General features: G+C 62.1%; 19 protein-coding genes and 1 other RNA gene. 4 read left to right on the top strand and 16 right to left on the bottom strand.

Features of this window, described 5'->3' with window-relative positions:
• Positions 1-126 precede the first annotated feature (126 nt).
• Positions 127-600 (bottom strand): ribonuclease HI, encoded by a 474-nt coding sequence (gene rnhA, locus Q8L50_RS07235; RefSeq protein WP_305347990.1) that lies wholly within the window; start codon positions 598-600, stop codon positions 127-129.
• Positions 597-1,451: a class I SAM-dependent methyltransferase gene (locus Q8L50_RS07240; RefSeq protein WP_305347991.1), complete on the bottom strand. Its 855-nt coding sequence runs from the start codon at positions 1,449-1,451 to the stop codon at positions 597-599. Before Q8L50_RS07240 ends, rnhA begins: the two co-directional genes overlap by 4 nt.
• A gap of 12 nt (positions 1,452-1,463) precedes the next feature.
• Here Q8L50_RS07240 and gloB point away from each other — a divergent pair, with 12 nt between their 5' ends.
• From gloB to Q8L50_RS07255, 3 genes are all read left to right on the top strand, one after another.
• Positions 1,464-2,234: a hydroxyacylglutathione hydrolase gene (gloB, locus tag Q8L50_RS07245; protein ID WP_305347992.1), complete on the top strand. Its 771-nt coding sequence runs from the start codon at positions 1,464-1,466 to the stop codon at positions 2,232-2,234.
• Positions 2,235-2,374: 140 nt separating this feature from the next.
• Entirely contained in the window at positions 2,375-3,796 is a 1,422-nt protein-coding gene (locus Q8L50_RS07250; RefSeq protein WP_305348049.1) for a transglycosylase SLT domain-containing protein, read from the top strand.
• 100 nt (positions 3,797-3,896) lie between these two features.
• Positions 3,897-4,760: a restriction endonuclease gene (locus tag Q8L50_RS07255; protein WP_305347993.1), complete on the top strand. Its 864-nt coding sequence runs from the start codon at positions 3,897-3,899 to the stop codon at positions 4,758-4,760.
• Positions 4,761-4,775: 15 nt separating this feature from the next.
• Here the strand turns inward: Q8L50_RS07255 and Q8L50_RS07260 are convergent, their stop codons facing one another.
• From Q8L50_RS07260 to dnaX, 8 genes are all read right to left on the bottom strand, one after another.
• Positions 4,776-4,928: a DUF3096 domain-containing protein gene (locus Q8L50_RS07260; protein WP_305347994.1), complete on the bottom strand. Its 153-nt coding sequence runs from the start codon at positions 4,926-4,928 to the stop codon at positions 4,776-4,778.
• Positions 4,929-5,100: 172 nt separating this feature from the next.
• Positions 5,101-5,940, bottom strand: coding sequence for an ABC transporter permease (locus Q8L50_RS07265; RefSeq protein WP_305347995.1), 840 nt, complete (start codon positions 5,938-5,940; stop codon positions 5,101-5,103).
• 2 nt (positions 5,941-5,942) lie between these two features.
• A complete protein-coding gene (locus tag Q8L50_RS07270; RefSeq protein ID WP_305347996.1) occupies positions 5,943-6,779 on the bottom strand; it encodes an ABC transporter ATP-binding protein in 837 nt (278 codons plus the stop codon).
• 245 nt (positions 6,780-7,024) lie between these two features.
• Complete coding sequence (locus Q8L50_RS07275; protein ID WP_305347997.1) at positions 7,025-8,074, bottom strand: ABC transporter substrate-binding protein; 1,050 nt, start codon at positions 8,072-8,074, stop codon at positions 7,025-7,027.
• A 120-nt stretch (positions 8,075-8,194) separates the two neighbouring features.
• A complete protein-coding gene (locus tag Q8L50_RS07280) occupies positions 8,195-8,608 on the bottom strand; it encodes an MAPEG family protein (protein WP_305347998.1) in 414 nt (137 codons plus the stop codon).
• Between the two features lie 90 nt (positions 8,609-8,698).
• On the bottom strand, positions 8,699-9,325 hold the full coding sequence (gene recR / locus Q8L50_RS07285) for a recombination mediator RecR (RefSeq protein ID WP_305347999.1): 627 nt from the start codon (positions 9,323-9,325) through the stop codon (positions 8,699-8,701).
• A gap of 135 nt (positions 9,326-9,460) precedes the next feature.
• The gene (locus Q8L50_RS07290; protein ID WP_305348000.1) at positions 9,461-9,793 is read right to left on the bottom strand and encodes a YbaB/EbfC family nucleoid-associated protein; all 333 of its coding nucleotides are present in this window, start codon (positions 9,791-9,793) and stop codon (positions 9,461-9,463) included.
• Between the two features lie 30 nt (positions 9,794-9,823).
• The gene (gene dnaX, locus Q8L50_RS07295; RefSeq protein ID WP_305348001.1) at positions 9,824-11,602 is read right to left on the bottom strand and encodes a DNA polymerase III subunit gamma/tau; all 1,779 of its coding nucleotides are present in this window, start codon (positions 11,600-11,602) and stop codon (positions 9,824-9,826) included.
• Positions 11,603-11,684: 82 nt separating this feature from the next.
• Here dnaX and ffs point away from each other — a divergent pair.
• An RNA gene (ffs, locus tag Q8L50_RS07300) (signal recognition particle sRNA small type) lies at positions 11,685-11,781 on the top strand.
• A 4-nt stretch (positions 11,782-11,785) separates the two neighbouring features.
• Here ffs and Q8L50_RS07305 read toward each other — a convergent pair.
• From Q8L50_RS07305 to Q8L50_RS07330, 6 genes are all read right to left on the bottom strand, one after another.
• On the bottom strand, positions 11,786-15,766 hold the full coding sequence (locus Q8L50_RS07305; protein WP_305348002.1) for a PAS-domain containing protein: 3,981 nt from the start codon (positions 15,764-15,766) through the stop codon (positions 11,786-11,788).
• Positions 15,763-16,929 carry a two-component system response regulator gene (locus tag Q8L50_RS07310; protein WP_305348003.1) on the bottom strand — a complete coding sequence of 389 codons (1,167 nt, stop codon included), beginning with the start codon at positions 16,927-16,929 and terminating at the stop codon, positions 15,763-15,765. Before Q8L50_RS07310 ends, Q8L50_RS07305 begins: the two co-directional genes overlap by 4 nt.
• Positions 16,919-17,389 (bottom strand): response regulator, encoded by a 471-nt coding sequence (locus tag Q8L50_RS07315; protein WP_305348004.1) that lies wholly within the window; start codon positions 17,387-17,389, stop codon positions 16,919-16,921. Before Q8L50_RS07315 ends, Q8L50_RS07310 begins: the two co-directional genes overlap by 11 nt.
• Positions 17,379-19,151 (bottom strand): ATP-binding protein, encoded by a 1,773-nt coding sequence (locus Q8L50_RS07320; protein WP_305348005.1) that lies wholly within the window; start codon positions 19,149-19,151, stop codon positions 17,379-17,381. Before Q8L50_RS07320 ends, Q8L50_RS07315 begins: the two co-directional genes overlap by 11 nt.
• A 93-nt stretch (positions 19,152-19,244) precedes the next feature.
• Positions 19,245-19,526: a hypothetical protein gene (locus tag Q8L50_RS07325; protein WP_305348006.1), complete on the bottom strand. Its 282-nt coding sequence runs from the start codon at positions 19,524-19,526 to the stop codon at positions 19,245-19,247.
• A gap of 74 nt (positions 19,527-19,600) precedes the next feature.
• A complete protein-coding gene (locus tag Q8L50_RS07330; protein ID WP_305348007.1) occupies positions 19,601-20,968 on the bottom strand; it encodes a TIGR03862 family flavoprotein in 1,368 nt (455 codons plus the stop codon).
• Between the last annotated feature and the right edge of the window lie 95 nt (positions 20,969-21,063).

The raw sequence follows: 21,063 nt of genomic DNA on the forward strand, positions 1-21,063 counted from the left end.
TTTTCCTGGCGGCTTTACAAGGGCTTTACCCACGCCAGTCGAGTTGGGGCTGCCTTGTCGGCTGCGATAATGTGTATGCTTGTTTTGCCCACTTTTCGCGCTCGCGGGTGGGCACAGGCGCCCTGTTCAGCGGCGACCCAGCGCTCGCTCCACACCCATGTTGGCCAGCGCATCGGCGCGCTCGTTGCCGGGGTCGCCGGCATGGCCCTTGACCCAACGCCAATCAATGGTGTGGCCGCCGCTGCTGACCAGTGTGTCGAGTTTTTGCCAGAGATCCACGTTTTTTACCGGCTGTTTGGCTGCGGTGCGCCAACCCCTGGCCTTCCAGCCGCTGATCCATTCGGTGATGCCCTTGCGCACATATTCGCTGTCCAGATAAAGCGTAACGCGGCAGGGCCGCTTGAGCGCGGCCAGGGCTTCAATCACCGCCGTCATCTCCATGCGGTTGTTGGTGGTGCCCAGTTCGCCCCCGAACAGCTCCTTGAGCGTGTCGCCGCTGGTCAACATCGCGCCCCAACCACCCGGGCCGGGGTTGCCCTTGCAGGCGCCGTCGGTGTAGATCACCACCTGTTGGGCCGCTGTCTGTAAATCGTCTGTCATGAATCCGGGGTATCCAGTTTTTTGTGGTGATTGGGATGAAGTGAAAATGTGCCGGGGCGCCGCACCTGATTGGCAATCACGGCCGGCGCGGCGGCGCCTGCCTTTTGTGTTTTCCAGTTAGGCTCCAGCAGGCGCATGCCTCGCACGCGCTTGACTGCCACCAGAAAATACAGGGCTCCAAAAATAGGCCACCAGCGCTGGCCCACCTTGTCCATCCAGGAAAACCGCTCCAGCGACGCTGCGCGGCTGACTGCAGGCCGGTAACAGCCGAACTGGCCGGATTCGACCTCAAAGCTGAGCAGGCGCAGCCAGTCGCGCAGCCGCCAGTAACCAATAAATTCGCCGGCTTCAGGCAGAAACAACTCGCCATAACCCAGGCGCCGGTAAAAATGCGCCCGGCGCTGGCGCAAGCCCCAGAGGCTGGCAGGGTTCAGGCCGGTGATGACCACGCGGCCTTCCGGCACCAGCACACGCTCGACTTCGCGCAGGGTCGCATGCGGGTCAATGCTGAGTTCCAGCGTATGTGGCAACAGCACCAGGTCCAGGCTGTTGGCAGGAAAAGGCAAGGCGGCTGAATCGCTCAACAAGGCGATGCGCGGGGAACTCGCTGCCGGCCTGGCGCTCTGACCCGCGTTGGCGGATGATGCGGATTCGGAGCCCTGCGCCGCCAGCCATTTGTGCGGCATGCGGTTGCTGCCCAGCGCGTCGAGTTCGGGCAGGCCGAGCTGCAGGGCGTGGTAGCCAAACATGTCGGCGACGGCCTGGTCAAATCGCTCGCGCTCCCACGCCAGCAAATACTCGCCGGGCGGGGTTTTGATCCAGTCTGTGAATCCTATAATTTGTGAGCCCATGAAGACTGCTGCATGTTCCTGACACCCATCCCCGCATTTGACGACAACTACCTGTGGATGCTCGACGACGGCCGCCGCGCGCTGATTGTCGATCCAGGCGATGCGGCGCCCGTGTTTCAGGCGCTGCAAGACCGGCAGCTTCAATTAGAGTCGATTCTAGTCACGCACCATCACGCGGACCACACCGGCGGCGTGGAAGCGTTGCGGCGCGCCACGGGCGCCAAAGTGTTTGGCCCGGCACGTGAGCGCATACCCGGGCCGTTTACGCCGCTGGCCGATGGCGACACGGTGCAGGCACTCGGGCTGAACTTCCAGGTCATCGACGTGCCAGGGCACACCGCCGGGCATATTGCATTTTTCGCACCCGAAAGGGACGGCAGCCCTTTGCTGTTCTGCGGCGACACGCTGTTTTCAGGTGGCTGCGGGCGCCTGTTTGAAGGCACCCCGGCGCAGATGCTGGCATCGCTGGATCGCCTGGCCGCGCTGCCTGGCAACACGGTTGTCTGCTGTACCCATGAATACACCATGGGTAATCTGCGTTTTGCCCTGGCGGTAGAACCTGACAACAAGGACTTGATTGGTTACCATGCACGCTGTACTGCTTTGCGGAACAACGGAGAGCCGACCTTGCCCACGTCGATTGACCAGGAACTGCTGATCAACCCGTTTTTGCGTACCCGACATCCCACGGTGGTGGCCGCGGCCAGACGTTTTGACCCGGCGGCCCATGACGAGAACACCCAATTTGCCGCCATCCGGCAATGGAAGAACCAATTCAAATGACCGAGCCGTACGCCCCGCCCTCTTCACCTTCACTCATCTTTCATGGCCGTGCTGCCAGCCGTATCACCCGACTTCCTTCCCTTGTTGCCTTGCTCGCAGTCGCGGTGCTCGCCGGCTGTGCCAGCACCAGCCCGACCGGCATGCCCGGCGACCCGGTACTGAGTACCTCATCGGTTCCCGCATCGGCTGCCAAACCGGTTTACCCCAGCGGTCCGCTGACACCGATTGACCGGGCCCAGGCAACGTCCAGCGCGGTGACCGCTACCCAGACGCCCGCTGATTTGTGGGACCGCATGCGCCGTGGCTTCGCCATGCCCAACCTGGAAGGCGAACTGGTGACCGACCGCGAGCAGTGGTATGCCAGTCGGCCCGACTACATCCAGCGCATGACCGAGCGCTCCAGCAAATACCTGTTTCACATTGTTGAAGAGCTTGAACGCCGCAACATGCCGACCGAGCTGGCCTTGCTGCCCTACATTGAAAGTGCCTTCAACCCGCAGGCGGTGTCCAGCGCCAAGGCCGCTGGCATGTGGCAGTTCATGCCGGCCACCGGCAGGTATTTTGATTTGAAGCAAAACGCCTTTCGTGATGACCGCCGCGATGTACTGGCCTCCACACGCGCCGCGCTGGACTACCTGCAAAAACTGCACCGCATGTTTGGCGACTGGCATCTGGCGCTGGCCGCGTACAACTGGGGCGAGGGCAGTGTGGGCAGGGCCATCGCCAGGAATAAAAAAGACGGGCTGGGCACCAGCTACACCGATCTGCGCATGCCCGATGAAACCCGGCTGTACGTGCCCAAGCTGCAGGCCGTCAAGAACATTGTGGCCAACCCCCAGGCCTTTCGGGCCGAGCTGCCAGTGATCGAGAACCATCCCTACTTCCAGCAGGTGCAGATCACCCGCGACATCGACGTCGCGCTGGCCGCCAGACTGGCCGACGTGGAGCTGGCCAACTTCAAGGCGCTCAATCCGTCGGCGCACCGCCCGGTCATTCTGGCCGCCGGCACGCCGCACATCCTGCTGCCCTGGGACAACGCCAAGGTGTTCCAGCGCAACTTCGAGGCCTACACCCAGGGCCAATACGCCAGCTGGACCGCCTGGACGGCGCCGGCCACACTCAGCGTCGGCGATGCGGCCAGACGTGTCGGCATGAGCGAAGACGCCCTGCGCGGCGTCAACAACATCCCGCCACGCATGCTGATCAAGGCCGGCTCTACCCTGCTGGTGTCGCGCACCGCAAAAATGGACGATGACGTGGCCAGCCATGTGGCCGACAACGCGCAGATGACGCTGGCACCAGAGATCGTCACACGCCGCAGTACTGTCAAGGCGCGCAAGGGCGAAACCGTGGCCAGCATTGCCAGACGTTACGGCCAAAGCGTCGCCAGCGTGGCCGAATGGAACAGCGTCAGCGCCACAGCCAGCTTCAAGCTGGGGCAGCAGGTAGTGCTTTTCCTGCCGGTGCGCGCGGCGCGGCCGGCGCGGGCGCAAACACGCGGCGCCGTGAAGGCGGTCCCGCGCAGCACCGGCAAAGCCGTGGTCAAGAGCAAGAAACGCTAGCCGGGCAAGAGCCTGAAGTACACGGTTGTTATCCCTTGACGCCCTTGTCCAGTCTGCGTAATCAGCTATCAACATAATAGCTAATCAGACTGCATTTCACATGGTCGCCAGCACTCCTCGCAAACCAGTCCAGGCCAAGGCACCCGCCCAGTCACCGTTTAGCTTTCTTTTCGTCATCGGGCTGCTGGCTCTGGCTGCCGGCGTCGTCCTGCTGCTACTTTCCTTCAAAAATCGGGCTCTGCGTCCCGTCGGTGGCGCACTGCTGCTGATCGGCGTCGTCCTGGCGGGCGGCTACCTGACCAACCGGATCATTTCCGGGATTTATGTCGATCCCCTTGCCTATGAACCGCCGTGGGCCAAGCTGGGCAGGGGCGATGGCCCGCCCCGATTGCCAGCGCCCGGCAAGCCGGCTGCCCCCGAGGACAAGCCTTTTGAGATGGACAAACTGATCGACTTTCCCGTGGCTGATGCGCCCCGCCGACCGGTCGCGCCCGTCAACAGGCCCGTTGTAAGCCCGCCGCCGGTGCGATCCGGCTGGACGACGGAGATATTTGACTTCATGACGCCGCAGCAGTTTGACGCTGTGTGTGCAACACTGTTTGCGCAAAGTGGTCTGGAAACCCGCGCCCAGTCCCATGGCGCCGCCGGCGGCGTGACCATCTGGCTTCATTCACGCAACGCCCAACAGGGCAAGGACAGCCCGGTGGCAGTTGCCCTTTGCAAGTTATGGCCAGGGCAGCCGCTGTTGGTTCGCGATATCCACCCCCTGCTTACCTTGATGGCTGCGCGGGGCCTCAAGCGCGCCACCTACGCCACCGGATCAAGCTTCACCGAGAACGCCAGCGAGTTTGCGAAAAACAACGGCATCAACGCGCTGGACCGCTTCGGCCTGCTCAAGCTGATTGCCACGCGCACACCTGCTCAGCAGCAGCAGCTGCTGGCCATTGCTCTTGCGAGGCGCTGACTGGCCTGCGGGTTATTACAGTCGCAGTGAGCCGCTGCCAAACAGGCCAATCAGACCAATGACAATGAGGTAAATCGCAACGATGTAATTTAGAAGCCGGGGCATGATCAAAATCAGGATGCCGGCAATCAAAGACACGATGGGGCCGAGGTGGAGCGAGAGATTCATGGGGGTTCCTTGTCATGAGACCGCCCTTGCCTTGCATGGAGTCAGCACCGATAGCGACAGCGCACGGTGTTGGGCGGTGAACGTTCAATGTAGCTTCGGGCCTGCCGGTCGTCTGTAGGACGGAGCAGCTACCGTACCCCGGCCTGCGCAACCGTCAGAAATACACAGCCCATCACAGTTTCTCCGTATCGCCGGTGCGCGGCTGCCACTTCATGAGCTTTTTCTCGACCCGCCCGACGATGCCGTCGAGCACCAGCGCAAACGCGGTCAGCACCACAATCCCGGCAAACACGGTGTTCACATCAAACGTGCCCTCCGCCTGCAGGATCAGGTAACCAACACCGCGTGCAGAACCCAGGTACTCACCGACCACCGCACCGACAAAAGCCAGGCCCACCGAGGTATGCAGGCTGGAGAAAACCCAGCTGGTGGCACTTGGCAGGTACACGGTGCGCAGCAACTGCCGCTGGTTGGCACCGAGCATGCGCGCATTGTTGAGCACCACCGGGCTGACCTCTTTCACACCCTGGTACACGTTGAAGAAAACAATGAAAAATACCAGCGTGACCGCCAGCGCCACCTTGCTCCAGATACCCAGTCCAAACCACATGGCGAAAATCGGCGCAAGAATCACGCGTGGCATTGAATTGGCGGCCTTGATATACGGGTCCAGGATGGCGCTGGCCGTGGGCGCCAGCGCCAGCCAAAGGCCGCATGCCAGGCCCAGCATGGTTCCGATGCCAAAGGCCAGCACGGTTTCCAGCAAGGTGGTGCCGAGATGGATGTAAATGTCGGCATTGCCCGGCAAGCCATCGGGGAACAGGAGGCTGGGACCAAAACCAAAAGGCATGAACCAGGACCAGACACGCCCTGCCACCTTGACTGGCTCACCCAGAAAGAAAGCCAGTTGCTGATCCCGCGAAGCCAGCTGCCACAGCGCCAGAAAAGCCAGCAGCATGCCGACTTGCCATGCGCGCAGGTTGGATGCAGACGGTTTGAGAGAGGACCACATGTTCAGGCCCTCTTCAGTTGTTGCGCATAACCCTTGAGCACTTCGTCGCGCAGCACATTCCATATCTGCGTGTGCAGCTCGATGAAACGCGGCTGGGTGCGAACCTCGGCGACATTGCGTGGGCGCGGCAAGTCAATCTCGAACTCCCCCAGGGGCCGGGTCGCCGGTCCGGCCGACAGCACCACCACGCGGTCGCTCATGGCAATGGCTTCGTCCAGGTCGTGTGTGATGAACAGCACCGCCTTCTTTTTGGCGGCCCACAAATCCAGCACTTCGTTTTCCATGAGCTGGCGGGTCTGGATGTCCAGTGCTGAAAACGGCTCGTCCATCAGGATGATGTCGGGGTCCAGCGCCAGCACCTGGGCCAGCGCGGTACGCTTGCGCATGCCGCCAGACAACTGGTGCGGGTAACGGTCGCCAAAGTCACTCAGGCCCACGCGCTCCAGCCAGGACTGCGCCTGCTCACGCGCCTCGGTGTCAGGCACACCCCGGTACTGCAAGCCCACCATGACGTTGTCGATGGCGCTGCGCCAGGGCATCAGCGCCTCGGTCTGAAACATGTAGCCAGCGCGGGTGTTGATGCCCTGTAAAGTCTGGCCGAAGACCTTGACGGTACCGGAGGTCGGCGGCAACAGGCCGGCGCTGATATTGAGCAGGGTGGACTTGCCGCAACCGGTCGGGCCAACCACGGAGACAAACTCGCCGGCGCGTATGCGCAGCGAGGTCTGGCCGACGGCGGTGTAGCCCGGCCCGGCATCGTCCCGTGATCTGAAGGTACAAGTGATGTCCAGCAGTTCGAGCGCGCAGTCAGCGGTGTGATTTTGGGTCGGGTCCGGCATGGTTGAATTGTCGCTGCGAACGGACCGGCGCCGTGGCTGTGTGAGTTCAAACCAGCCGGGGCCGCGGAACCGGCTCCGCCGGGCCGCAGGCTGGAGGCTGTCCAAGCCCGCTTGAGCGGGCTTGGACAGCCTCCAGATGCGCTGCCTCTGGCAGCGCGGCGCCCTGCAAGGGCAGCGGCCCCTTTTTCAGTGCAAGGGGCAGGGAGCCGCCGCAGGCTCGAAGGCAACGACCGTGGGGGCCCTATTCAGGCCTTGAACTTTTCCTTGGCCCGGCGGGCAAATTCGTTGGTGTAGGTCTTGCTCAGGTCAATCTTGTCGACCTTGATGCTGGGGTCAAAACTGGCCAGCGCCTTCAGTGCTGTTTTGGCGCCTTCTTCGGGCAGGATGCCGTCGAGCGCAATCGCATCGCGCACCTTGGCAAAGGACGCCAGGTAGAGGCCCCTGTCACCGAGCAGGTAGTTCTCGGGCACGGTCTTGATGATGTCGCCCGGGCCGGCGGTCTGCAGCCACTTCAGCCCGTGCACGATGGCATTGGCCATCGCCTGGCAGGTGTTGGGATTTTTCTGGATGAACTCCAGCGGCGCGTACAGGCAGGCGGCGGGCATGGGACCGCCAAACACATCGACCGTGCCTTTGAGCGTGCGGGTGTCAGAGATGATCTTGACCTCGCCTTTTTGCTCCAGCATGGTCATGACGGGATCGGTGTTGCTCATCGCATCGATCTGCCCGGAACGCAACGCGGCCAGTGCGCCGGCAGCCGTGCCGACGCCGATAAAACTCACATCAGCGGGCTTGATGCCTGCGCGCGACAGCACCAGGTTGGCCATCATGTTGGTGGATGACCCCGGTGCCGACACACCAATTTTTTTACCCCGAAGGTCTGCCACCGACTTGTAGTTGGGCATGTTTTTGGTGGACACACCAAAGGCAATCTGCGGCGCCCTGCCCTGCAACACAAAGGCCTGGAACATCTGGTTTTTCGATTGCAGGTTGATGGTGTGCTCGTAAGCACCCGACACCACGTCGGCCGAGCCACCCACCACCGCCTGCAGGGCGCGCGCGCCGCCGGCAAAGTCACTGATCTCCAGCTCCAGGCCCTCGGCTTTGAAATAACCAAGCTGCTCGGAAATGGTCAAAGGCAGGTAATAAAATGCGGCCTTGCCACCCACGGCCAGCGCGATTTTTGTTTTCTCCAGCTTGCTCTGGGCGCGCAGCGCAGGGAAAGCCAGCGTTGCGGCAGCAAGCGCCACCACCCCAGAAAAACCTCGGCGCGTCGGGCTGAAATCAGGCTTCATGAACAATCCTCTCTCTGTTTTTATGTGTTCAGAAGAGAATAGCCAGCCACCCCATCAACCGCATCGGTATCATCCCGTGCGGGTTTGTACGGAACGGGGACTCCCCCCGGTTACCAGACGTTACCGGTAGCCCAGAAAAAGTATGCCTACGTTGACCAGCAAGGCCAGGAACCACAAGACGCTACGGCTTTTGGCCATGTCGGCAACATACATGATCACATAGGCCATGCGCAACACCACAAACACAAACGCAAACACATCAAGCCGCACCTGCGAGGCCTGCAATTGGTGCGCAATGATCACGGCGGCAAAAAAGAAGGGCAGCGCCTCGAAGGTGTTGGCCTGCGCGCTGTTGGCACGCGCGCGCCAGTCGGTCTGACGCGCCAGCCAGGCGCGCGGGTTGTGGTTGTCATAACCGCCCAGACGTGCAGACACACCAAACATGCCCCATTTGGCCAGCGCAGCGCAGGCAAAAGGCAGCAAGGCCGCGACCAGCAGGCACCAGTAGGCTACGGTGAAACGGGCGTAAGTCATTTTTTGAGCCTTTCTGGCGTTGGGACTTCGGGAGACGGGCGGGAGCAGCTATAAAAGCAACAGCAGTTTGAAACACGGTGCGGCCACGCATCAGCGCCGGTCCACCAGTGCGTGGGCGATGGTGCCAAGGTCAACGTACTCCAGCTCGCTGCCCACCGGCACGCCGCGCGCCAGCCGGGTGACCTGCACGTTGCGGCTTTTCAGCGCCTGCGCAATCACGTGCGCGGTGGCCTCGCCTTCGGCTGTGAAGTTGGTGGCCAGGATGACCTCCTGCACCTCGCGCTCTACGGCAGCGACCGGTTCACCCTGCGCATCCCGGGGCAGGACGCGGTCAAAGAGTTTCTGCAGCCCGATGTCATGCGGGCCAATGCCGTCCAGCGGACTGAGCTTGCCCATCAACACAAAGTAAAGGCCGCGATAAGCCAGCGTACGCTCCAGCGCCGCCTGGTCGGCCGGGGTCTCCACCACGCAGAGTTTGCTGCGGTCCCTGCCCGGGTTGGCGCAGGTGCTGCAAACCTCGTGCTCGGTCAGGGTGTTGCACAGGGCGCAGTGTTTGACACTTTCAACCGCGTGTATCAACGCGCGGGCAATCTGCAAGGCGCCCGGTTTGTCGTGCTGCAACAAATGAAAAGCCATGCGCGCGGCCGACTTGGCGCCCACCCCCGGCAGGCGCCGCAGCGCCTGGGTCAGGCCTTCGAGAGCGTTGGAGTCAGCCATCTATTGTGAGCCCCCACGTTCGCTCACTGCGAGCCTTCGGCAGCTCTCTGCCCCTTGCACTGAAAAAGGGGCGCTGCTCATGCGCTCAGGCAAAGCCAGTCCCGCGGCCCCGGCTGGTAAATGCAGATACCAAAGTCAGAAGGGGAGTTTCATGCCGCCGGGCAGGCCTGGCATGCCCGCCGTGAGCTTGCCCATTTTTTCCTGGCTCAGGTCTTCCGCCTTTCGCACTGCCGCGTTGAAAGCCGCTGCCACCAGGTCTTCCAGCATGTCTTTGTCTTCCGCCAGCAGGCTGGGGTCGATCTCGACACGTTTGACATCGTGTTTGCAGGTCATGGTGACCTTGACCAGGCCCGCGCCGGACTCAGCGGTGACTTCGATAAAGGCCAGCTCGTCCTGCGCCTTTTTGAGGTTGTCCTGCATGGCCTGCGCCTGCTTCATCAGGCCTGCAAGTTGTCCTTTGTTGAACATGTCTGTATTCCTTTAAAAACTTGTGATTAATCATATCGGCTTGCTGACCAGGGGGGCCAGCGGTTTGATGCTGCCTGGTACCACACGGGCGCCCCACTGGCGCACCATGTCCTGCACAAACGGGTCATTTTCAATCGTTGCTTCGGCCTGGCGCTGGCGCTCAATCTGCGCGGCGGCATTGCGCCGTGCGGGCGTATCAAGCACCGGGCCGAGCTCCACCACCAGTTGCGGCGCAGCTTGGTCCGGCAGGGCGGCTTGCAGGGCAAGCTGGAGTTTTTCCCGCGCCGCGACCTGGTTCAATGACTCGCGCTCGACCCGCAAGGTCCAGGTGCCGCCGGCCTGCGAGCGCAATTCGGACTGCAAGGCCAGCTCTCGCGCCAGCGCTGCCACCATGTCAGCCGCCACCATGCGGTTGACCAGCTCGGCCCAGGTGTCACCCAACGGGTTGACGCCGAGGGCTGACGGCGGCGCAGCGGTGATGGCCGGCGCTGGTATCGGGGCAGCGCTTGGCGGAGCCTCTTCCCACGGAGCGGGCACCCTTGCGGCTGGCTGATCAGGCCGCTTTTTTGCTATCAATTCAGGAGCTGCTTGCGCATGTCCCCCAAGGGCTGGCGGCTTATTTCGTTCTACATTTTCAGGGAAGGCCGTGGCGCTGGCGGCACGCTCAGGCGACGGCTTTTTTGCGGGCTCGACGGCGCCTCCCGCAGGCTTGAAGGCCAGCAAGCGCAGCAGCACCATGGTGAGGGCCGCATAGTCGTCAGGCGCCAGCCCCAGCTCTGCGCGGCCATGCAGGCACAGGCTGTACAGCAATTGCGTCTCGTCGGCCGGCATGGTTTGCGCCAGCCGCGCCGTCGCAGCGGTGTCGGGGTCAGAGGCGTCATCGCCCTCACCGATACCTGGAACCGCCTGCAGCACCGCCATGCGCTGCAGGACGGTGGCCATTTCCTCCAGAGTGGATGCAGCGCTCAGGCCATTGAGACGCAGCACCTCGGAAGTTTCAACCACACTTTTGCCGTCGCCATGCGCCAGCGCATCAAGCAGCTGGAACACATAACTGCGGTCCACGCTGCCCAACATCTGGCGCACACTGGCTTCCTGCAGCTGGCCGGAACCGAAGGCAATCGCCTGGTCGGTCAGCGACAGTGCATCGCGCATGGAGCCGCGCGCGGCGCGCGCCAGCAGGCGCAGGGCCTGCGGCTCGGAAGCCACCGCTTCCGCCTGCAGCACCTGGCCCAGATGCTCAAGAATGGTTTCGGGCGCCATGGGCCGCAGGTTGAACTGCAGGCAACGCGACAGCACGGTGGCCGGCACTTTTTGCGGATCGGTCGTGGCCAGCACAAATTTGAGGTATTCGGGCGGTTCTTCCAGCGTCTTGAGCATGGCGTTGAAGGCCGTGTTCGTCAGCATGTGCACCTCGTCGATCATGAAGACCTTGAAGCGCCCAACGACGGGTTTGTAGACCGCCTGCTCCAGCAACTGCGCGATCTCGTCAACGCCGCGGTTGGAGGCCGCGTCGAGCTCGGTGTAATCCACAAAACGGCCGCTGTCGATGTCGGTGCAGGCCTGGCACACGCCACAGGGCGTCGCCGTGATGCCGCCCTGCCCGTCCGCGCCCAGGCAGTTGAGCGACTTGGCCAGGATGCGCGAGATCGTGGTTTTGCCAACGCCACGCGTGCCGGTGAAAAGGTAGGCATGGTGAAGGCGCTGTGTCGTCAGCGCGTTGCCCAGGGCCTGCACCACATGCGCCTGCCCGACCATTTCAGAAAAATTCCGGGGGCGGTATTTGCGGGCAAGCACGAGGTAGGACATGAGACGATTCTAAAGCGCGAGGCCAGGGGTTTTTCTCCGCATAGCCCTTTAAGTCCGGCGCACCGCCCTTACAATACAAAGCGACGGGCCTTCCCGCATGGTGAAGCGGCCAACCGGGTCAGATGGGGAACCAAGCAGCCCTAACTGCAGAGCCAGTGCCGGGGTCAAGGTCCGTCACCTTTTTCATGGCTGTGACCGGTTTTTCCCGGCCGCAGCCACAAACCGCGCAAGCGCCTCCCGCAAGCCGGGCAAATTGCGCTGCACACTTGCCAGCTTGCCTTCGCTGGCGCTGTGGTGCAGCGAAGCCAGCGCCATATGTACCTCGGTGGCGGCAATGGCCGATGACGCGCCCAGCAGGGAATGCAGATGGCGCGCAACCGGCGAGGCATCACCGTCCTGCAAGGCGCGCTCCAGCTCGGCCATCACCTTGGGCAGTCGTTCCACGAACGACTGCACCACTGCGTCCAGAAGCGCCTGATCGCCCCCCAGTCGCTCCAGCGCCGCCTCGCGCTCGAACACAGCCACGCCCGCCGGAGCACCAGCCCCTGGCACCGGCGAATCACCGGCCGACGGTGCGTCGCTGCTGGCCACCCAGCGGTTCAGGGTGTCCCGCAAAGTCACCCGGGCCACGGGTTTGGCCATGTAGTCGTTCATGCCGGCCTGCAGGCATCTTTGCGCGTCGCCCTCACTGGCATTCGCGGTCATCGCAATGATGGGCGTCAACACGCCATTTTTCCGAAGCGTGCGGGTCGCCTCGTACCCGTCCATCACGGGCATCTGGCAGTCCATCAAAATGACGGCAAACTCACTGCGGCCACACTGGTCTACCGCATCACGCCCATTGCCCACCACGATGACGTCGTCATAACCCAGTTTGTTGAGCAGGCCCACGGCGACAATCTGGTTGGTTGGATTGTCTTCGGCCAGCAAAATCCGGCCCGAACGTCTGTGAGCCTCGGGCTCACGCCGCGCCGACATGCTGCCGGTCACCGCACCCGACGCCAGCCGCACGTTTTCGAGCACCAGCGTAAAAGTGGACCCCTTGCCGGGAACACTGTCCAGCTCAACCCGCCCGCCCATGAGCTCACTGAGCTGCCTGACAATGGCCAGCCCCAGCCCGGTGCCGCCGTATTTGCGGGTGGTGGACGTGTCAGCCTGCACAAAGTTGTTGAATATCCGCGCCTGCACCTCCGGCGCAATGCCTATGCCGGAGTCGGTGATTGAAAACCTCAAGCTCAACCGGTCTGCGACACGGTCTCCCGCCTCCACCAGCAGGCCCAGTTCGCCGGTTTCTGTGAACTTCAGCGCATTGCCCAGCAGGTTGACAAGAATTTGCCGCAAGCGTGATGGGTCGCCCCAAATCCACTCCGGCAGCGCAGGGTCCACCCTGCGCTGGAACATCAGGCTTTTCGCACTGGCCCGGTAGGCAAACAGGTCGCCTACATCGGCCAGCAAACGCTGCAGGTTGAAGGGCACATCTTCCAGCACAGTCTGACCGGCATCAATTTTGGCCAGGTCCAGGAAGTCGTTGGCCAGCACCAGCAAAGACTGCGCACTGCCGTCAATCAGCTGCGCAAACTGGGCTTGCTGAGGGCTCAAGGGCTCATCCAGCAACAACTGGGTGATGCCCAGAATACCGTTGAGCGGCGTGCGAATCTCATGGCTCATGGTCGCCAGAAAAGTGCTTTTGGCCCGATTGGCAGCTTCCGCTGCGTCTTTGGCCTGCTTGAGCTCGGCTTCGGCCGCCCTGCGGGCGGTCACGTCGCGAAAACTCCAGACGCGGCCAAAGCTCTGCGCGCCCAACCTGTGCAGTTTGGAATACCGCTCAAAAACGCGCCCGTCCGTGAACTCCAGGACATCAAGACTATCTGCAGCCTGCGTGCGGTACAGCTCTTCAACTTTTGCCAAAAATCCGGCAGGGTCATTTAACTGTGTCATCGCAAATCGTGTCATCTCCTTGTTGCCGGACTCAACCACTTTTTCCGGGAATCGCCACATGTCCAGAAACCGCTGATTGAAAAGCACCATTTCCCGTTGCGCGTTGATCACGAGAATGCCGTCCTCGGTGGCGTCCAGCGTGGCGCTGGTAAGAGCTGCGGCGCTTTGCTGCTCGATCTGCGCCACCTTGCGTGCGGTGACATCCTGATTGGTCCCGCTGGCACGCAAGGCGCGGCCCTTGGCATCGCGCCGGGTGACCTGCCCGACGCTCAACACCCACGCGCTTGTTCCGTCCGCTTTGCGGACGCGGTGCTCCACCGAATAACTTTCCTGGGTGCCCTTGAGTACGGGCACAAAGGCATCCCAAATGGCGAGCCGGTCTTCATGTGGGACCAGGTCAACCAGCGCCTGCAAGGTGGTCACGGTGGTACCGCCGCTGCCGCCTACCAGATCGGCCCAGTTTTCGGACAGATAGATCTGGCCGGTTTCCAGGTCGAAGTCCCAAAGTACCACGCCGGAGGCCACAAACGCACGATGCTGCCTTTCCTCACTCAGGCGCAGGGCTTCCTCGGCATCTCTTGCGGCGCTGACGTCCACATAGGTGGTCACGAAACCACCGACCGGCATCGGGGAACCGCGTATGTCCAGCGTGATGCCGTTGGGCCGGGTACGCTGAAAATGATGTGCGACCGAACTGCGCGCATGTCCCACCAGCCGATCAATCACGGCCTGGATCGGACCACCTTCGTATTCGCCGCGTGCGGCGTTGAAGCCGATGATGCTTTCGAAGGTCACCACCGGCACATCAAACAGGCTGTCGGGCAACTCCAGCAGCTGGCGAAATTGTGCGTTGTGGGCCACCAGTTGCAGATCACCGTCAAACACACTCATGCCGCAGGGCAGGTTGTCCAGCACCGCCTGCAACACCTTGTTGGCATGGCGCAGCTCTTCCTCGACGGCTTTTTTGGCAGTGATGTCTTGCAGGGCGCCGACCAGGCGCACGGGTTGCCCGCCTTCAAATTCTGCAAGCCCTACCGAACGTGTCCAGACCCGGCGCCCTTTTGCCGTGACCATGGGCAGCTCCAGGTCCCAGGGCTTGCCGGTGCGCATGGCGTCTTCTGCCGTTTTTTCAATGATGGCGCGCGCCTCGGGGTCAAAATGCGCGTTGTGCGTCGCAAAGTCAGGCTGAAAGTCGGCTGGTAGCTCGTAAATGCGCTTGCACTGGTCCGTCCATTTGACGCTACGCTGGCGCAGGTCCACCTCCCAGCCGCCTACACCGGCAATACGTTCGGCACGATCCAGAAAACGGTTGCTGGCGCGCAACTCTTCTTCAACCAGCTTGTAGCTGGAGATGTCTTCCACCGCGCCGACAAAGCCGCGCTGGGGCGGGTCACCCCAGGTCACCGAGCGGGCTTGGGCCCGGACATGGGTCACGTCACCATTGCTGCGACGCAAACGGTATTCCATGCGCAGCGACCCGCCGCGTTGTGCAGAGTGTCTCAACTCACTGAACAGCGCCTCACGGTCCTCGGGGTGAATCACCTCCCGCCAGGCGGTCCCCATGCTCTGGTTCAGTGGAATGCCGTAAATTTCACGCCACCTCGGGTTGGTATAGGTACAGTTGCCCTGTAAATCAGCGTGGAAGATACCAAGAGGCGAGGCTTCGGCAATCACCTTGAATCGGTCTTCATGACCGGCAACCTCAAAGTAGTGAAACCGTTCACGCAGCAGCAAGGCCTGGGCCACCACATCGGCCAGATCGCTCAGGGCATGCAGTTGCTCCGATGACAAGTGGCGCGGCTCGCGGTCGATCACACACAAAGTGCCCAGACGCTCACCGCCCGGCATGATAATCGGCGCACCGGCGTAAAAACGTATGCCAGGCTCGCCGGTGACCAGCGGATTCGCCTGGAAGCGGCCATCGAGCAGCGCGTCCGGGACTTCCATCACTTCTGCGCCCTCGATCGCATGGGCACAAAAGGCCAAATCCCGCGCCGTCTCGCTGACACCGTCCAGCCCGACATTGGCCTTGAACCACTGGCGCCTGTCATCGAGCAGGCTGACCAGTGAAATCGGTGTGCCGCAAATCGTGCTGGCCAAGCGCGCCAGCAATTCAAAGATGGGCTCGGGCCCGCTGTCCATCACCGCCAGCAAGCGAAGGCGCGCCAGACGGCGCTTCTCCCCCTCAGGGTCTGAAGGATGACCCGATGCCGGTAGATTGGTCATTCTTGCTCAAGCGCATGCAGCTCGATAACCGGGACAAGTTCCATGGCGTCCCCGCGCGAGACCAGGGCTGCGCCGCCAGTCACCACCCATTCTGAAAATCCGCTGATCACCTCTTTGGCACAGCAGATCTGCCAGGATTCGGTCCGCGCATGCGCGCCCAGCGCCCTGACGGCATCCAACGCCTCACCGCTGGCAAAAGTCAACCCTTCGCCGCCATGCAGCGGGTCTTTGATATGCACCAGCGTGACCGTGCCGCCGTACAAGGCAATCGTGACGGGCGGATAGGCAACATCGCCGCGCGCCGACTCAGGCGCGACGGAATGAAAAGCAGCGTTGACAATTTTTTGCAGGCCCAGCGCTGCGCGCACCGCCAGCAAACCGGTGTGGGCTGCCCCTGCCTCGCCCGTATCCGGAAAAATTGCCAGCAGGTCGTTGCCAGCGGGCACCAGCCGGCTGGCGCCAAACAGGTACAAGGTATCGCTGGCAGCCTGGTAGACGCGCCGGGTGGCGCTGAAGCGCTGAGCGAGCGGAAAGCGGTGGTTGATGCTGCTGAAGAGGTCCACCAGCAGCACCGTCGCATTGTCGTAGCGTACCTCCAGATTGGTATCGTCCTGTGCGCTCCAACGCTCATTGAGCTCCTGCATCAAGCGCTTTTCATAACGCAGAGACAGGGCATCTTGTTGCGCCTGCAGGGCGGTGCTCATTTTCTTCTCAAAGTCACGGTCGTACTGTGCACGCTGCACTTCGCGCTTGGCCAACAGGGCTGCGACGGCCCGCCGCAACTCAGCCGCCCGGAAGGGTTTGGACAGATAGTCGTCGGCACCCGCCGTCATGCCGGTGCGCACATGCGCACGTTCGGTCATGGCCGTCAACAAAATGACCGGTATGGTGGACAGCGCGGCCTCCAGCTTGAGCGCGGCGACCAACTGGTAACCGTTCAGCCCCGGCATCATGACATCGCACACAATCAGGGCCGGCTTGGCTTGGCGTGCCAGCTCCAGGCCGGTTGGCCCGTCTTCTGCCTCAAGGACTTCGTAGCCGGCGCTGCGCAGCACAGAGCTGCTCAGCAGCCGCTGCGTCGGATCGTCTTCAATCACCAGAATCAGCGGAGCCTGCGCCGGCAGTTCGAAGTCATCGCCCTTGCCACCCGGATCAGGACCCATGGCTGCCACCTGCCCCAGGCACCACCACCACCGTCAGCCAGTAACCCGCCAGTTGGCTGATGGCCTTGACGAAGCTTTCAAAATCAACCGGCTTGGTGATGTAGGAGCTGCAGCGCAGGCCATACATTTTGTGAATATCAGCCGCCTCATAAGAGGTTGACAGCACAACCACAGGCAGGTGATGCAGCTTGACGTCCTTGACAATTTCTGACAGGACCTCATATCCGTCCATCACCGGCATGTGCATGTCGAGCAGGATCAGGTCTGGCGTGGAAGCACCCGCATAAGGCCCCTGCTTGCGCAGATACTGCAGACATTTTTCGCCATTGTCGACATGCTGAAGGTTGACCCGCAGGCTGGCCGCATCAAAGGCCTCGCGGGTCAGGAAAACATCGTCTTCGTTGTCATCAACCAGCAGGATTTCTGCAATGCGGCTGTTGGCGAGGGGTTCAAGCTTCATAGGTTGCCTCAGGTGAATACACCGGCAGTGTAAAGCTGAAAGTGCTTCCGACGCCGCTCTCCGACGTGACCCATATTTTCCCGCCATGACCCTCCACCACCCGCCGGCAGACGGCCAGACCGATGCCGGTGCCGGGGTATTCGTTCTGGGTATGCAGGCGCTTGAAGACTTCAAACACTTTTTCGTGGTGTTTGGCAGCGATACCAATGCCGTTGTCCTCGACAGAAAACACCCATTCGCGCCCGGTTCTGCGCGCTGAAACATGCACCACTGGCGCCCTGTCGGCACGGTACTTGATACCGTTGCCAATCAGGTTGAGAAACAGCTGCACCAGTTGCGTGCGGTCGCCGGTAACTTCGGGCAAATCGCCAAAGCTCACCTTGGCCCCGCTGCCCACAATGGCGGCATCCAGCAGGTGAACCACTTCATCGAGCACCTCAGTGCAATGCACAGACGCAAAGGGCCTGACTTCAGAATTCACCCGGGCATAAGACAGCAGGTCCTCGGTCAGTTGCTCCAGCCTTTTGACCGCAGCAGCGGTGCGGTGAATCAGCATCAACGCCTTTTCATCGAGATTGTCTGCGTAATTCTTTTCGAGAATCTGCACAAAGCCGCCAATCGAGCGCAGCGGTGTTTTGAGGTCGTGCGAGGCGATGTAGGCAAACTGCTGCAGGTCCAGATTGCTGCGCTCCAGCGCCTCGTGCGTCTGGGCCAGAACCGAAGATGCCCTTGTCATGGCTCGGGCGACTTCGTCCGCTTCCCGGATAGGCAGTGCTGGCACCACCACCGCCTGCCCGTGGCCCAGCTGTTCAGCCGCAGGCCCCAGCGCGCGGACAGCGCGTGCGATACGCCCGCCCAGCGCCCAGGCCAGGCCCAGGCTGCCAGCCAGCAGCAGCGCGGAAAAACCGGTGAGCAACCAGAACGATCGCCGCAAGTCGGCCGTCAGGCTGTCAATCGGCGTGCCAATGGCCACGGTCCAGCCCGACCTCGCCGAACGCACATAAACGACTAAAGCAGGTATGCCTTCCAGCGTGACGAGTTCAAACGCGCCCTGGTTACTTTCTTCTTTCAGGCGCTGGGCCAGGTCCGGCGTCAGACCTTTTCCGATGAAGCGCTCAATCTCATGAGTACGCGCCACCACCTTTGACGCGGCATCGGCGATCACCACAATCCGGCCTGGCGGAAACTGCTGGGCCTGCAACATCTTTTGAAAATACCCCGGAAGCAACTCACCAACCAGGGAGTGCGTGGGGCCAGCAGCAGCACCGACACGGACAGCAAGCGCCACATGGATCACCAGTCGGTCCAGCACGGGCGAGAGAAACAGATTGGAGACGTCAGTCCGGCCTGTCGAAAAGACACGCGCGAGCTGGGCCAGGTTGTTGGCTTTGGGCAAAGGCTGGCCAAAAGCCCTGGCTGTATTGAGGCGCTGCTGGCCACCCGCGTCAATCAACACAAAATTGTTCACGTCACTGCTTGCCAGCACCTCGGTGGCCTGAGCATGAAAGGCCCTCAGATCTTGTTGCGCGAGCGAGGGCGAGGTGGACAACGCGTACAAAGACCTTTCAACACCCTGGAACTCCCGGTCTACTGCCAGCATCAGCGCCTGCGCGGTTTCCTGCGAGTCCTGTATCAGGCGTGCCCGCTCGCGTTGGTAGTCGTAATACACAAGTACGGCAACCAGCAACACGGCCGGAATCAGACAGGCCGCCACCAGCCCGGCCAGACTGGAACGTATCGACTGAGCCGACTTTGATGTCAAAAAATTCCAACCTGCTTTCTTGTTCAGAAATAGTAGTCCCAATTGCCCACCCCGACAAGGGAACAAGCCCCCGACAAGGCGCGCGCAGGCTACTTACCCGCAAACCTCTTCAATCGCCGTGGTTGTCTGCAACGCATGGTCTGCGATTTGTGCCGACGCCAATGCCAGTGAAGCCAGCGCATAGGTGCCGCTGATCACGCCCTTGTAAGCCACCTCTGCGGCCACGGCGTCCTGCCCCAGGCCTTCGGTGGCGGCGACGATACAGGCTTCGATGCTGTGCAACCCCGCATCGGCATAAAGCGCTTCACCCTCGTAAGTCACGCGGTAGTCGTAGCGGTCCTGCCCGTCCGGGTCAATGTGAAAACGCACAATCATGCTTGGCTCCTTGCAGGTAACGAAGTCCTGATACGCTATCAAATAAATAGCTGCTTACGCCCATCATATAAGGGCTACAGCCCGAAATGTCTTATAACACCTTGCCCCGCCACACGGCCGCTGGCAAAACACGCCGTCAGCAGGTAGCCGCCGGTGGGCGCCTCCCAGTCGAGCATTTCACCGGCGCAGAACACGGGCGGGGTGATGCCGGGCGGCAGCACAATTTTCAAGTTGGCGTCCAGGGCCTCAAAGCGCACACCCCCGGCGCTGCTGATGGCCTCGTCAATGGGCCGGGCCGCCGTCACACGCACCGGCAGGCCCTTGATGGCGTGGGCCAGTTGCACCGGGGCGTTCATCGCTTCCTTGCCGAGCAGCTCGTGCAGCATCGCGGCCTTGATGCCTTCAATGGTCAGGCGGCTTTTGAGGTGGCTGGACAGCGAGCGTGAACCGCGCGGATGGCGCACTTCGACCAACACCTGCTCGGGTGATTTGTCCGGCAGCAAATCCAGCATGAAGGTGGCGCTGCCGTGGGCTGCGATTTCATCGCGCAGCAGGCTGGAGGCGGCGTAGATCAGGCTGCCTTCCACGCCGGTGGCGGTCGCCACAAACTCGCCCTTGCGGCTAAAAACCCGACCCTGTGAATCCGTGAAGCTGATAGCCACCGACTTGAAGGGCTGACCGGCAAAGCGGCTGGCGAAATGTTCGGTCCAGCCCGGCTGCTGCGACGGCCCTGTGCCGATCAACTCCTTGAAAAACTCGCGGCGGGTTTCGCCCTGCTCCGCAGTGGCCAGGGCGTGGGGCTCTGGGCCGACGTCGAAGCCACAGTTCGACGGCAGCAAGGGCGCCACAGCCACGCCGCGCGCAGCCAGCAGCGACACCCAGGCACCGTCCGAGCCGAGCCGCGCCCAGCTGCCACCGCCCAGCGCCAGCACCACCGCGTCGGCCTGCGCCGTGACCTCACCTGCCGGACTGGAGAATTTCAGGGCGCCGTCTTCAGCCCAGCCCAACCAACGGTGCCGCATCGAGAACTTCACACCCGCAGCGCGCAGGCGCTGCAACCAGGAGCGCAGCAGCGGGGCCGCTTTCATGTCTTTGGGAAAGACCCGGCCCGAGCTGCCGACAAAAGTCTCCACGCCCAGGTCTTGCGCCCAGGCACGCAGCTCGGCCGGTCCGAAAGCTGCCAGCAGTGGCTCCAGCTGCGCACTGCGTTCACCATAACGACTGAGAAAAGGCGCGGCGGCCTCGGAATGTGTGAGGTTCAGCCCGCCCTTGCCGGCCAGCAAAAACTTGCGGCCCACCGAAGGCATGGCGTCGTACACCTGCACCTGCAAGCCAGGCACGCCAGCACTGGCCAGCACCTCCGCAGCCATCAGGCCGGCGGGGCCGCCGCCAATGATGGCCACGCGCAACGGGGAAGCGGAGGAAGAAGGTAAGTCGTTCAAGAAAAGTCCGTCTGCACAAGGTGGCAATGGGTAAAGCACAAGAGCCGGGGGCCAGCTGAGCCCGCATACGCTCTGTTTTTGATAGCTGCCCGCGC

The organism is Polaromonas sp., assembly GCF_030680935.1.
Classification (GTDB): domain Bacteria; phylum Pseudomonadota; class Gammaproteobacteria; order Burkholderiales; family Burkholderiaceae_C; genus Polaromonas.